The following is a 13,011-nucleotide window of genomic DNA, read 5'->3' on the forward strand; positions in this document are numbered from 1 at the left end:
AATCTATTAAAAAATTAAAAGCGGATTAATTAATCCAGCTTCAGCTATCAGTTGGAGGTATAGCTACTTGACGGTACTGCAATATCTTCAAGGTAAGGTAGATGACCATTTTTTCTTCGATGCTGTTAAAAGTTGTTTCTTGCGTACTGGCGGGACATTGGGTATTGAGAAATTCGTCAAATTCTACTATCCTGCTGTTTGTTATTTCACAGAAAGGCATTTCATTGTAAAAAGCGGTACTAATTTGGTTAGATACTGTGAAGTCACCTGAGGAAATCTCAGCCTGATCGCAAAAATCAGCTTCAAGAAAATCGTGTTTCTTAAAAAATGGAAATTCCTTCATGTCATTTGAAATTGCAGGGGCCGGTTCAATGCCATTAAAGGCAACATTGGTGGTGCACTTAAAAGGAATATTAACAATGCAATGGCGTATTTCACCAGATAAGCCGTTTCCCCTGGCATAGTTGCTGGTTGAATACTCAAATTTTTTCCCAACGAATCCCCTGATAAAGAGGATGTTTGTATTTTTCAATAAAGTGCATTCCGTAATCTTTAGGTGTTTTTTCATATTCTTTATTTCAGAGGCCTGCTCTGGAAGATCAATGGTTGCTTCAACATTAAGCTGGATAGTTAATTCCGCAAGTACTACGGGAATTTTGGCAACTGCACCTTTGCCCAAAGCATTTATCGGGCAGGGGGTATTGCCGCAATTAATAATGGCTTCACTTGTAACTTTAACAGAGTCAGGTTGTGATGGCAGATTACGGCTTTCTTGTTTTGGCGAATTTATGAGATCGTTTGGCGGTGATTCCTTTACTAAAGCACAACTGCTTTGAACTTGTCTAACAGGACTGTTATTTATTGCCTCTTGGGGGGTGGTCTGGCGGTTCTGATAAGAATGGGCTTCTTGTCTATGTAGCCAGTTAATAACAGCTTCCTGAGGCTCTCGATAATTATATTGCCCTTCTCCCTTCTTGCTTGAAAATCTAGTTATCCCATTGGGCAGGAGCTGGTTATTAAGGCTTTTTTCCAATATGCGATAGTAAAGAGTCATGGAAGATACCCCCTTTCCATCCGCCAGATGCAGTTTGCTTTTTCTTCTGAAATATCCTGACCCGCAATTTCCTCTGGTACCATATTATTCAATTTGTCCTTATTTGGTGAAAAACTAAATCTATTATATGCAAAAAAGGCCTACCTGCAGGCAGGCCTAATTAATTTGATGATCAACAAGGCGAAGGGGGAACTGCCACCTCACGGTTTTGCAAGATCTTGAGGGTAAGGAAGATAACCATTTTTTCTTCGCAACTTCTGAATACCCTTTTCTTAAGTGGAGCCTTGAGTTTTCTTGGAACAGGGCTGAGATATTCATTGAATTCCACGATTTTGCTGCTTTCTAACTCACAGAAAGGAAGTTCATTAAAGAACTCGGTAGTGATTTGATTAAATTCCGTGGAGTCACCGGTTAATAATTCGTCCTTTTCAGCAAATTGAGGTCCTTTAACCTCAAATCTGCCAAAATCTTGGAATTCATTGGTGCTGGCAGGGACAACCGGGAGAGGTTCCATGACATTGAAAGTAACCGGAGTAGTACACTTAAAGGGAATTTCTACAGTGCAGTGACGGATGTCCCCGCAAATGGCCTCTGCATGCTCACAGTTTCTTGTGGAATAATTAATGTTTTTGTGGACTAATCCCTGGATAAAGAGGGTATTAGTATTTGGCAAGAGGAAACACTGGGTGATTTTAAGGCGATTAGCGACTTTTTTTATTGCTATGGTTGGTTCGGGAAAATCAAATACTACAGCGATATTTATCTGTACGGAGAGCTCGGCGAGAACGACAGGTATTTTTGCCACAACACCTGTTGCTAGAGGCGTGGGAGGGATGGGCTGGTTGATGCAATTATTTATTGTTTCCCCTCTAACCTGAACATTAGCTACTTGTGTCTCGGCCTTACTGATCTTTACACCTTTTGGTTTCAACCAATTATTGGCTATGGCTGGCGGTTGGCCCAGAATATTGCCTGCATAGGCAGTTGCCAGGTCATTAAGTGGGCAGGACATTGTCAGGTTTCTCCTTTATATCATTCATATTTAATAATTGCTTCAGAAGTTAACAATTGTCAAAAAGTGTTTTTAGATATATCTTAGGCCTACCTAGAGGTAGGCCTAAGATCATGAATAATCAGCAATCAGAAGCGGGCACTGCTACCTGGCGGTTTTGCAAGATCTTTAGGGTCAGGTAGATAACCATTTTTTCTTCAATCTTCTTAAATTCTCTTTCTTCAAAAGGTGCCTTAACATTGGCCGGCGGCAGGGGATTTAGATATTCATCAAATTCCACGATCCTGCTGCTGACTAGTTCACAGAAAGGCAGCTCATTGAAGAATTCGGTACTGATTTGGTTATATTCCGTAAAGTCACCGGACAATAATTCGTCCTTTTCAGCAAATTGAGGGCCTTTAACATCAAATCTGCCAAAATATTGGAATTCATTGGTGCTGGCAGGGACAACCGGGAGAGGTTCCATGACATTGAAAATAACCGGTGTAGTACACTTAAAGGGTATGTCTACAGTGCAGTGGCGAATATCACCGCAAATGCCTTCCGGGGTAGAACATTTTCTTGTGGAGTAATCGATGTTTTTGCGTACAAAGCCTTTAATAAATAACATATTGGTGTTTTGCAACAACAAGCATTGGGTGATTTTCAGGCGTTTCTTGATATTTTTTATTTCGAGCGCAGGTTCGGGCAGTTCAATGGTTGAGTTGACATTAAATTGCACAGTAAGTTCGGCCAGGACAACGGGTACTTTTACTACGGCACCTGTAAATAAAGGTTCAACGGGGACGGGATTGTTGACACATTCAATAATTTCTCCGCCGGAAACATCGGCACAAGCTGTGGGACAAAAAGTTTGGGCATCTTTTTTAAATAGATCTGCAGCAGTTCTAATTGTTTTACCTGGGTTCCAAGTCATTCAGTTTTCCTCCTTTTGTTGATTGATTCTGGTTTGATGCCAAGTCAGTAATGCTTTCTTTTCGCATCCTAGTACATGTTATGCTTTTTGTCCCTTTTCGGTGACATGCTGTCAGGGATAAGTCCAAATTTTTTGGCAGAGGAAGCAGCCTTTGCTCAGATATTAGTTTAATTAACTGATTATTAAAATTTAGTTATAATAAAGGTTATATTTCCCTTCCCTCTTTAAAAACGGTAAAATAAATTTAACTAAGCAGTATCAATGGGAGGTAGAAAATTGCCCGGATATTTTCAACGCCATTTCAAGGAAGGAATCGAATACTATACTATCTCTTCTTTTGAAGAGACAGGGCTGGTCATCCACGGTTTTAGCGGGAAGTCGGGCGGGGTCAGTGGCGGTACATATAACAGCCTTAATCTCAGTATTCTCACTGAGGATAAGCTGGAGAATGTCCTGGAAAACCGCCGGCGGTTTGCCCGGGTTCTGGGGATTGATCCGGCATCAATAGTAGGCGCCCATCAGGTGCATCGTGATACTATCTACCAGGTGACACTCAAAGACAAGGGAAGAGGTGCCTTTGCTCCAGAAACGGTTATACCTGCTACTGACGCTTTAATCACGAATGAGCGGGGATTAGCTTTAACGGCGTTTTTTGCTGACTGTGTGCCCGTCTTTTTCCTGGACCCGGTCAAGAAGACAATAGCCCTGGCCCATGCCGGCTGGAAAGGGACTGTGGCCAAAATCGCCGCCAAGACAGTTAAGGCTCTGGCAGAAGCATACGGTACGGACACCAAAGACCTCTTGGTAGCTATTGGGCCCAGCATTGGCCCCTGTCATTATGAGGTGGACTTACCGGTAATCGAGAAAGTAAAAGACGCTTTCCCGGAGAATTGGGAATCCTTAATAACAGGCTTACAAGGGGATGGACACGGACAACTTAATCTCTGGCTAGCTAATTTTTATCAACTGGTGGATATAGGTGTTGTACCCGAAAATATAACCCTGGCGGAAGTTTGCACTTACTGTCATCAGGATAAGCTTTTTTCCCATCGTGCCGGTATGGCGGGAAGACAGGCCGCCATTATTATGCTGAAATAGAGGTGAGAGCATGACACGGATACTTGTGGTGGATGATGAAGAAAGTATCAGAGAACTGGTCAAATTCAACCTGGAGAAAGCAGGGTATGTTGTGGATTCTTTAGAAAACGGACAGGAAGCCTTGAACCTTATTTTGGCAAACTCGCCCGATTTATTGGTGCTGGATTTAATGCTGCCCGGTCTCGATGGACTGGAAATCTGCCGGCGCCTGCGCCAGCAGGAGCAAACCAAGTTTTTGCCCGTTATTATGTTAACAGCCCGTGGTGAGGAAATAGACCGGGTTGTAGGGTTAGAACTGGGAGCAGATGACTATTTGACCAAGCCCTTCAGCCCCAGGGAACTGGTGGCACGGGTAAAGTCCCTTCTCAGAAGAAGCCAGACTGCTCCCAAAGCTGCCAGTGATACTACTTCACCCGCTATTATCAGAGGTGGGCTTAAGATTTATCCCGACCGTTTTGAAGCCTTCCTCAACGGAGAACTCTTGGAACTCACCCCTAAAGAATTTCAGCTTTTGTCTCAACTGGCTACCAATCCAGGCAAAGTGTATACCCGGGAATTTTTGCTGGAGAAAATCTGGGGTTATGAATTCGTAGGTGATACCAGGACGGTGGATGTGCATATCCGTCACCTGCGGCAGAAGCTCGAGAAAGATCCCAGTCAACCCGAATTGATTGAAACCATTCGCGGTATAGGTTACAGGTTTAAGGGATAAAAAATGAGAAAATTAACATGGAAATATACCCTGGTTTTTGCCGCCATTACCGGTGTGGCCATTATCCTGATCAACCTGGCTACGCTCTTTGCCAGGGAACATGGTTTGTACTTTTTTATAGTGACCGGGATTTATCTTTTAAGTATCCTTGTGTTTTATTTTTGGACGGATTACCATACCAGGCTCATCAGTAAGCTGAAGGAAATGGCCCACTCCTTTGCTAAAGGAAACTTTATCCCCACCATTTTCATCACCACTGATGATGAATTGGGCCAGTTGTGCGACACCATGCACATGATGGGTTCTACCTTAAACAGTAATATCAAGGAGACCCTCAAAGAGAAAGACCGGATGGAGACCATCCTGGCCAGTATGGTGGAAGGGGTTTTGGCTTTTGACCAGGTTGGCCGTTTAATGCTGATCAATAAGGCAGCGGAGGAGATGCTCGGTGTTACCTGGGAGGAAGCCAAAGAGCGGTATTTCTTAGAAATACTGCGTAACCACCAGCTGGCAGACCTCTTAAAAAAAGGATTAGCTGACGGTACCAGACAAGTCATAGAGATAAAATTAACCCCTGGTGACACTGAATATTACCGGGTTTATATTACCCCTATCCAGGGGAAAGGAGAGCGTTTACAAGGTGCGGTTATGGTGCTTAGGAATGTGACGAAACTTCGCCAGCTGGAACAAATGCGCAGCGAATTTGTGGCCAATGTATCCCATGAGCTTCGGACACCGCTCACTTCCATCAAGGGGTACGTGGAAACCCTGCTGGATGGGGCTATGGAGGACAAAGAACTAAGCCAGAAGTTTTTGAAAATCATGGAAGCGGAAACAGATCGTTTAAACCGTTTGATTACGGATCTCCTATTTCTTTCACGCCTGGAAACTGGCCGGGTGGAAGTAGCCAAAAAGTCCATTGAGACCAGGCAGATGCTAGATAAGGTTGTGAACGTTCTTACTCCCGTGGCTCAGCGTAAAGATATTGTCATTAAAACTTATATTTATCCCCAGGCCCACACTATCTATGGGAATCAGGACATGCTGGAGCAAGTACTGATCAACCTCCTAGATAATGCCATTAAATATTCCCACGACAAAGGTTCTGTCCTGGTGGAGGTAAGTCCCCATGAGCAGGGGACAGCCATCAAAATAACGGACCAGGGGATTGGTATTCCTGCCGACAGTTTGCCCCGTCTGTTTGAGCGTTTTTACCGGGTGGATAAGGCCCGCTCCCGTCAGGTGGGGGGGACCGGTTTGGGGTTATCCATCGTGAAGCATATTGTGGAGAGACACCGGGGACAAGTCCAGGTGGAATCTGAAGAAGGAAAAGGAACCACTTTTACAGTGATATTGCCTAACTCCTAAAATTTTAACAATTCTTTAACCTGGATTTAGCACTTTCCCGTATCTCTTAGGTTATAATGGGTGGGGTAATGGGAAAGAGGTGATTGACATTATGCAACGTCAAGAAAAGATTAGAACAAGAGGTTTAAATTTATTTTATGGTGAACACCATGCCCTGAAAGACATCGACCTCAATGTTAGAACCCATAGCATTACGGCATTGATCGGACCATCTGGTTGTGGAAAATCCACTTTTCTGCGTACCCTTAACCGTATGAATGATTTAATAGACGGTGTTCGCATTATCGGAGAAGTGTCCATTGATGATGAGAACATCTATCAACCCAATGTAGATGTGGTAGCCCTGCGCAAAAAAGTGGGTATGGTTTTTCAACGGCCTAATCCCTTCCCCATGTCGGTGTATGATAATATTGCCTATGGACCCCGGATTCATGGTTTAAAAGATAGAAGAAAATTAGATGAAATAGTGGAAAAAAGCCTGAAAGGTGCTGCTTTATGGGAGGAAGTAAAAGACCGGCTCCATAAGCCGGCTTTGGGACTTTCCGGTGGACAGCAGCAGCGTTTGTGCATTGCCCGCCTCCTGGCTGTGGAACCGGAGATTCTGTTGATGGATGAACCAACTTCCGCTTTAGACCCCATTTCCACTTTAAAGATTGAAGAACTGGTGCAGGAACTAAAAAGGGAATATACTATTGTAATTGTGACCCACAACATGCAGCAGGCAGCCCGTATTTCCGACTTTACAGCCTATTTTCTAAACGGTGAAGTGGTTGAATATGATACTACTGATGTGATATTTACCAATCCACGGGATCAACGGACAGAGGATTATATTACGGGTCGTTTTGGTTAAGGAGGGGTGTGAGTAATGACTACCAGGCATTCTTTTGATGAGAGTTTAGTAGAGTTACAGCAGCAGATACTGCGCATGGGCAGCCTTGTGGAAAACATGATCAGCAGTTCTGTGGAATCTCTGGCCAGGCAGGATGTAAAACTGGCCGAAAAAGTCATCGATATGGAAAAAGAAATTGATCTCCTGGAAATGGAGATTGAACAGAGATGCTTGAAGCTGATTGCCACCCAGCAGCCTTTAGCCAAGGATTTACGAAGGATTACGGCCGGTTTTAAGATCATTACCGACCTGGAGAGGATGGCCGATTATTCCCATGATATCGCCAAGGTGACCATACGTTTAAGCGGGCAGCCCTTGATCAAACCGCTCATTGATATCCCAAGAATGAGCGTTCTTGCCCAAAAAATGGTGAAGGACGCCCTGGATGCCTACGTAAAAGAAGATGTAGAACTGGCGTACCAAATGTGTAAAGATGACGACATGGTTGACCAGATCTATTCCCAGATTTTCCGGGAGCTTTTAACCTATATGATGGAAGATCCCCGGACCATCAGCCAGGCTACTTATCTTCTCTTTGTAGGCCGGTATATTGAGCGGATTGCGGATCATGCCACCAACATCGGTGAACGGGTGATTTACCTGGTCACAGGGGAAAAGAAAGAACTGAATGATTAGTTATAAAAAATACACGCATTATCATGCGTGTATTTTTTTCTGATTATTTAATTACTGCCCGCTACCCGCTAACAGCCACCCGAAAATCGGGAAACGGGAAACGTCGGTCACTAGTAACTAGTAACTAATAACTAGTAACTTAACTGCTGCGAACTTATACTACCAACTACCAACTAATTTTGCCTAAGCCGGCAGGAGATAAAGGACAGTTGTAGAAATATTTTATGATCTAACCATTTTTTCCTAGGTGTGATAAAATTGAGTAACAGCGCAGAAGTTAAGCCGGAACGTCTTAGACAAGCCCAGCGCAGGAAGGGGCAGCTAACAAGGCGGAACCGTGTGTTTTTGATTTTAGCAGCCATCTTTTTGGTTTTTATTGCCAGCGGCTATGTGAAGAACATTGTCGCATCCTTGCTCGTGGAAGTAGTACCGGGTCAACCCTCGGTCCTGGAAGAGGTCACGAAAGCAGAATTCGTGATTATCAGGAACGAGGCAGCCCTGGCGGCCCCCTTTACAGGGCGTTTAGAAATATTGCGCCCGGAAGGAGAAAGGGTAGCCAAGGGGACAGTTATGTGCTATCTTGTCTCCGAGGACGGGACTTCCCTGGAAAAGACAAAAAGGCTCGCTTTTATAGCGCCCCAAGCTGGAGTTGTATCTTACCATATTGACGGCTATGAGAACATTTGCAATTCACAAATCTGGCCACAACTGGATATCCACCAGTTGACTGATCTGGAAAAAAGATTAGGAGCCCCCATGTCAGGAGATGCTAAAGAAAAGAAGGTTATCCCGGGGGGAAGCTTTTTTGTGAAGGTTATAGATAACCTGAGTCCAGGCTATCTTTACCTGGAAACGACATCTGATCTGGGGCGTGAATTGAAGACCGGTAACAGCATAGAAATACGGCTGGAAAAGCTGGATAACCTGTTGATTCGTGGCAATATTATGTCCGTGGCGCAAAACGGGGATAAGCTGCAATTATTAATCAGAATTCCTAATTTGCCCGAGACTTATAAATTGCGCAAACTTCAAGGTCATATTATTACGAATAAATACCGGGGAACTGTTCTTTCGGAACATTGTTTAGTCGAAAAGGAAGGTAACTTGGGAGTTTTTATCTACGCCCGGGGAAAGGTACAGTGGAAAGAGGTTACAGTCAGCGGGAGGCTCAACAAGAAAGTGGCCGTGGAAGGGCTGTCGGCTTCGGATCTGGTCATTACCACCCCCCAGTTAGTGAAAGAAGGACAGGTGGTCTTCTTTCCACGTCGTCTATCTCTGTAGTTCTGGAGGTTAATTATGGAAAGTATCAGGGAAAACATGCAGAGCATCCAGCAACTTATTGAAACCACCTGCAGAAAGAGCGGCAGGAACCCTGGAGAAGTTAAATTAGTAGCTGTTTCCAAGAATTTTCCTGTAAATATAATAATGGAAGCTTACCAGGCGGGGCAGCGTATGTTTGGTGAAAACAGGGTGCAGGAACTTATTCAGAAAGTCCCCCAGCTGCCGCCCGATATTGAATGGCATCTCATTGGTACCTTGCAGCGGAACAAAGTAAAATACATAATCGACAAAGTAAGTTTAATTCATTCCGTAGATTCCCTTGCTTTGGCCCAGGAAATCAGTAAAAGGGCGCTAAAAGCGGGAGTAACCGCAAACATCCTGTTACAGGTTAATATTTCTCAGGAAACAAGCAAATCAGGGTTTAGTGAAGAAGAATTACTGCAAAATATCAAGGAAATCTCTGTTTTACCGGGAATAAAGATAAAGGGCCTCATGACCATAGGTCCTCTGGTTGCCGAAGCCGAGGAGGTGCGGCCCATATTCCGCAGGCTAAAGGAGCTGTCGGTAGAAATTGACGGGATGAAACTTCCCCAGGTAGAAATGAAGGAACTCTCCATGGGAATGAGTGATGATTTTACTGTGGCTGTGGAGGAGGGGGCGACTTTTGTAAGGATAGGCAGCAGGATTTTTGGCCCCAGAAATTATGAAGAAGGAGGAGAAGAGCATGAAGGTTTTCGATAAGATACTTGATGTCATGGGTTTTACAGAAGTAAGGGAAGAGGTTGTTGTTACCGAGGAAACCAGCAGCCCTCTCTACGAGAATGCTGAGGTCAGAAACCGTAAATCCCGGGGACAGGTTGTGCCTTTTAACGCCGGCAGCAACAAGGACCAGATAAAGGTCACTTTAGTTGAACCAACTACTTTTGATGATACACAGCAGATAGCTGACAGTTTAAAGAATAAACGGACTGTCATTATCAATCTGGAAAACGTGGATTTTGCCCTGGCCAGGCGCATTATTGACTTTGTGGGGGGGACGGCCTATGCTCTGGGAGGTACCCTGCAAAAAATCGGTTCAGGCATCATCATTGCCGTACCCAATAACGTGGATATTTCCGGCGATATTAATGACCTGACCCAACCCAAAGAAGTCTTTGCCTGGATCAGTAGAATTAACCAGGGAACGGAACTAAGGAGGTTTGAACGTTGAAGAATATTGGCTTTATCGGCGGCGGTGCCATGGGCGAGGCGATTTTAGCAGGTCTCATTCGTAGAGGTGTGGAGCCCGAAACTTTATTGGTAAGCGACCTTTCCCATGAACGGCTGGAATGCTTAAAGAATAAATTAGGTGTAAAGACAACTGTTGACAATAAAGATGTGGTCCGGCACGGCGAGGTGATTATCCTGGCCGTAAAACCCCAGAATATCATGGATGCTCTCAAAACTTTTGCCTCTGTTTTGACTCCCGACAAATTACTAATCTCCATTGCTGCGGGTATTTCCACTTCCTTTATTGAGGAAGTAGTACCCTTAGGCTGTAAGGTAATACGGGTCATGCCCAATACCCCTGCTTTAATCAATGCGGGAACCACTGTGCTGGCGGGTGGAAAGTTTGTCACCCAAGAAGATTTGGCCGTAGCTGAAGAAATCTTTAAAGCAGTGGGCAGTGTGACTATCCTGCCCGAAAAAATGCTTAATGCTGTTACGGGTTTAAGCGGCAGCGGACCCGCTTATGTTTATGTAGTGATTGAAGCCCTGGCCGATGGCGGCGTTTTAGCCGGTCTGCCGCGGGATGTGGCCCTCAAACTGGCTGTTGAAACTGTACAGGGGGCCGCCCGCATGGTCCAGGAAACCAGACTCCATCCCGGACAACTGAAGGATATGGTAACTTCCCCCGGCGGTACGGCCATCACAGGTCTGGCCCAAATGGAAAAAGCGGGGTTGCGGGGTATTATCATGGAAACGGTTCTGGCAGCTACCAGTAGATCCCAGGAATTATTAAAAAAATAAAGGGGAGTGGATACATATTGACTTGGCTGATTCCCTATGTACGCATTGCTTTTGAAGTCTTGGACTGGTTAATCATCATCAGGGTGCTCCTGTCCTGGGTTCGTCATGACCCCTACAACCCCATTTTCCGCTTTATTTATGAAATCACCGAACCGGTACTGGCGCCCTTCCGCCGGTTGATGGGGGGGCGAATGGTTGTGGATTTCTCCCCCATTGTGGCCATTTTTGTGATCCAGCTGGTAGAAATGCTGGTGATTGACCTTTTGAGGACCCTTTAAAGATATGCCGAAGACTCGTGAGGAAATCCTGCGGCAGCTTAAGACCGAGGAAGAGAAACAGTTTGTGGCCAGGCTCCTGGATAAAATGAGACTGTTAGAGAAAAAACAGCAGAGCCAGGTCACCGACTTTGCTGACCCTCATTTGCTGGGGGTAGCGGAAAAAATTCTAGAACATTGTGGGGATTTCAGCTGGGAAAGTTATGGCGGACATCCTTATGCCGAAAGGAGAAGGATTGTTTTATCCCCGGATTATTTGGAAATGAGCCTGGATGCGGCACAAATCACTTTACTGGCCTGTTATGGAGACTTCTCTTCCGTGAAGGTTACCCACCGGGACTTTCTAGGAGCCCTTTTAAGTACAGGGATCAAACGGGAAAAACTTGGTGATATCTGGCTGGTTCCCCAGGGATGTGTGACTGCGGCAGACAGGGAAATAGCTAACTTTTTGCTGTACGAGCCCCTCAAAGTAAAGGGGGTACCCCTGGAAATCAAGGAACTGGCGCCGGAACAGTTTAGCTTGCCCGAGCGGGAAGGGAAAAGTATTACTACTACCGTACCCTCCCTGCGCCTGGATGCTATAGCTGCGGCAGGTTTTGGCACTTCCCGGACCAGAATAAGCCGGGAGATTTCTGCCGGGAAGATTAAGGTGAACTGGCAGGAGACCACTAAAACCGACCATCTGCTTAAAGAAGGAGATGTTTTATCGGGGCGGGGAAGGGGTCGTGTGCTTGTGCAGGAAATAAGTGGTACAACACATAAAGGGAGGATAAAAGTTACCTTGCAGAGATTTGTCTGAAAGAGGTGTTGGCTGTGTTAACTCCCCTGGATATCCATAATAAAGAGTTCAAAAAAGGATTTCGTGGTTATGACGTGGATGAGGTTGATGAGTTTTTAGATGAAGTGATCAAGGATTTTGAGACTTTATACAAAGAAAATATGGAGCTTAAAGACCAGTTGCAAAAGCACCGCGATCATTTAAACCGCTATAAAGAGATGGAAGAAACTTTGCGGAATACCATGGTCTTAGCGCAAAAAATGGCTGATGAAGCCAGGAGAAATGCCGATAAGGAAGTAGACCTCATTATCTGGGAAGCGAAAAAGAAGGCGGAACAGATTATCAATAGTGCCCATGAGCAGGTAATCCAGGCTACGGCGAAATTGGAGGAACTTCGTGCTTTTGAAAAACAGCTATATGTTAAGCTGAAAAGCTTTCTCAATACACAGCTCGAACTTTTGGAAAGTGAACATCTTAATACAAGTCCAGCCTGCGTAACCGAGGAAACAAAGGAGTATAGGGACCATGGCTTCACTGTGGAATTTGCAGGAGACTAAAGAAGGTCTACAGTTTAAGATAAAGGTACAGCCTAGGGCCAGTAAAAACGAAATCGCCGGTCTGCAGGAGGATGCTTTAAAGATTAGATTAACGGCTCCGCCCGTTGAGGGGGAAGCCAATGCGGCCTGCATCAGGTTTATTGCCCAGAAGCTGGGGATAGCCACGAGTAGAGTAACTATTGTCAGTGGGCATACAGGACGAAATAAGATAGTGCTTGTTGAAGGTGTAAATAAGGAGCAGTTGTTGCAGCAATTAGGCCTCTAACCAGCTGCAATTGACTTTTTTCTGTTATTTGCTTTATAATTATCAGGAAACAGACAATGGCCGTGATTGGGAGAGTAGCTTGCCAGAGTTTTCTTACAGCGAGCCCGTGGTGGTGGGAGACGGGTAGAAACTAGCAGGGGAAAATCACCCAGGAGCC

16 protein-coding genes and 1 other annotated feature (1 of these 17 running past the window's edge) are annotated in these 13,011 nt (G+C 45.0%); of the genes, 13 read left to right on the forward strand and 3 right to left on the reverse strand.

The features are described from left to right. Positions 1 to 40: 40 nt before the first annotated feature. From BR63_RS01705 to BR63_RS01715, 3 genes are all read right to left on the reverse strand, one after another. Complete coding sequence (locus BR63_RS01705) at positions 41 to 1,054, reverse strand: CsxC family protein (protein WP_051966011.1); 1,014 nt, start codon at positions 1,052 to 1,054, stop codon at positions 41 to 43. A 172-nt stretch (positions 1,055 to 1,226) separates the two neighbouring features. Then, positions 1,227 to 2,066, reverse strand: coding sequence for a CsxC family protein (locus BR63_RS01710; RefSeq protein ID WP_051966009.1), 840 nt, complete (start codon positions 2,064 to 2,066; stop codon positions 1,227 to 1,229). Between the two features lie 121 nt (positions 2,067 to 2,187). Then, positions 2,188 to 2,982, reverse strand: coding sequence for a CsxC family protein (locus BR63_RS01715; protein WP_243270051.1), 795 nt, complete (start codon positions 2,980 to 2,982; stop codon positions 2,188 to 2,190). Positions 2,983 to 3,258: 276 nt separating this feature from the next. On the opposite strand from BR63_RS01715, the gene pgeF reads away from it, so the two are divergent. The 13 genes from pgeF (at position 3,259) to BR63_RS01780 (ending at position 12,854) form a co-directional block, all read left to right on the forward strand. Further along, positions 3,259 to 4,080, forward strand: coding sequence for a peptidoglycan editing factor PgeF (gene pgeF, locus BR63_RS01720; RefSeq protein ID WP_207724749.1), 822 nt, complete (start codon positions 3,259 to 3,261; stop codon positions 4,078 to 4,080). Positions 4,081 to 4,090: 10 nt separating this feature from the next. Further along, on the forward strand, positions 4,091 to 4,792 hold the full coding sequence (locus BR63_RS01725; RefSeq protein WP_034423923.1) for a response regulator transcription factor: 702 nt from the start codon (positions 4,091 to 4,093) through the stop codon (positions 4,790 to 4,792). 204 nt (positions 4,793 to 4,996) lie between these two features. Continuing rightward, positions 4,997 to 6,160, forward strand: a complete 1,164-nt coding sequence (gene pnpS, locus BR63_RS01730; RefSeq protein ID WP_420825499.1) for a two-component system histidine kinase PnpS — start codon at positions 4,997 to 4,999, stop codon at positions 6,158 to 6,160. 91 nt (positions 6,161 to 6,251) lie between these two features. Then, positions 6,252 to 7,013: a phosphate ABC transporter ATP-binding protein PstB gene (pstB, locus tag BR63_RS01735; RefSeq protein ID WP_034423920.1), complete on the forward strand. Its 762-nt coding sequence runs from the start codon at positions 6,252 to 6,254 to the stop codon at positions 7,011 to 7,013. 15 nt (positions 7,014 to 7,028) lie between these two features. After that, positions 7,029 to 7,688: a phosphate signaling complex protein PhoU gene (gene phoU, locus BR63_RS01740; protein ID WP_034423917.1), complete on the forward strand. Its 660-nt coding sequence runs from the start codon at positions 7,029 to 7,031 to the stop codon at positions 7,686 to 7,688. Positions 7,689 to 7,946: 258 nt separating this feature from the next. Then, positions 7,947 to 8,969 carry a biotin/lipoyl attachment domain-containing protein gene (locus BR63_RS01745; RefSeq protein ID WP_034423914.1) on the forward strand — a complete coding sequence of 341 codons (1,023 nt, stop codon included), beginning with the start codon at positions 7,947 to 7,949 and terminating at the stop codon, positions 8,967 to 8,969. Positions 8,970 to 8,984: 15 nt separating this feature from the next. Next, positions 8,985 to 9,710, forward strand: a complete 726-nt coding sequence (locus BR63_RS01750) for a YggS family pyridoxal phosphate-dependent enzyme (RefSeq protein WP_034423911.1) — start codon at positions 8,985 to 8,987, stop codon at positions 9,708 to 9,710. After that, the gene (locus BR63_RS01755; RefSeq protein ID WP_034423908.1) at positions 9,694 to 10,179 is read left to right on the forward strand and encodes a cell division protein SepF; all 486 of its coding nucleotides are present in this window, start codon (positions 9,694 to 9,696) and stop codon (positions 10,177 to 10,179) included. The genes BR63_RS01750 and BR63_RS01755 overlap by 17 nt, the downstream gene beginning before the upstream one ends. Then, on the forward strand, positions 10,176 to 10,979 hold the full coding sequence (gene proC, locus BR63_RS01760) for a pyrroline-5-carboxylate reductase (protein WP_034423906.1): 804 nt from the start codon (positions 10,176 to 10,178) through the stop codon (positions 10,977 to 10,979). Before BR63_RS01755 ends, proC begins: the two co-directional genes overlap by 4 nt. A 17-nt stretch (positions 10,980 to 10,996) precedes the next feature. Beyond that, a complete protein-coding gene (locus BR63_RS01765) occupies positions 10,997 to 11,257 on the forward strand; it encodes a YggT family protein (RefSeq protein ID WP_034423904.1) in 261 nt (86 codons plus the stop codon). Between the two features lie 4 nt (positions 11,258 to 11,261). Beyond that, on the forward strand, positions 11,262 to 12,053 hold the full coding sequence (locus BR63_RS01770) for a YlmH family RNA-binding protein (protein ID WP_034423901.1): 792 nt from the start codon (positions 11,262 to 11,264) through the stop codon (positions 12,051 to 12,053). 14 nt (positions 12,054 to 12,067) lie between these two features. Next, entirely contained in the window at positions 12,068 to 12,589 is a 522-nt protein-coding gene (locus tag BR63_RS01775; RefSeq protein WP_081908236.1) for a DivIVA domain-containing protein, read from the forward strand. Further along, positions 12,558 to 12,854, forward strand: a complete 297-nt coding sequence (locus BR63_RS01780; RefSeq protein WP_338056001.1) for a DUF167 domain-containing protein — start codon at positions 12,558 to 12,560, stop codon at positions 12,852 to 12,854. Before BR63_RS01775 ends, BR63_RS01780 begins: the two co-directional genes overlap by 32 nt. A gap of 53 nt (positions 12,855 to 12,907) precedes the next feature. Beyond that, positions 12,908 to 13,011: a binding site (T-box leader), on the forward strand; it runs 127 nt beyond the window's last position.

It is taken from the genome of Thermanaerosceptrum fracticalcis, from assembly GCF_000746025.2.
In the GTDB taxonomy this organism is placed as follows: domain Bacteria; phylum Bacillota; class Peptococcia; order DRI-13; family DRI-13; genus Thermanaerosceptrum; species Thermanaerosceptrum fracticalcis.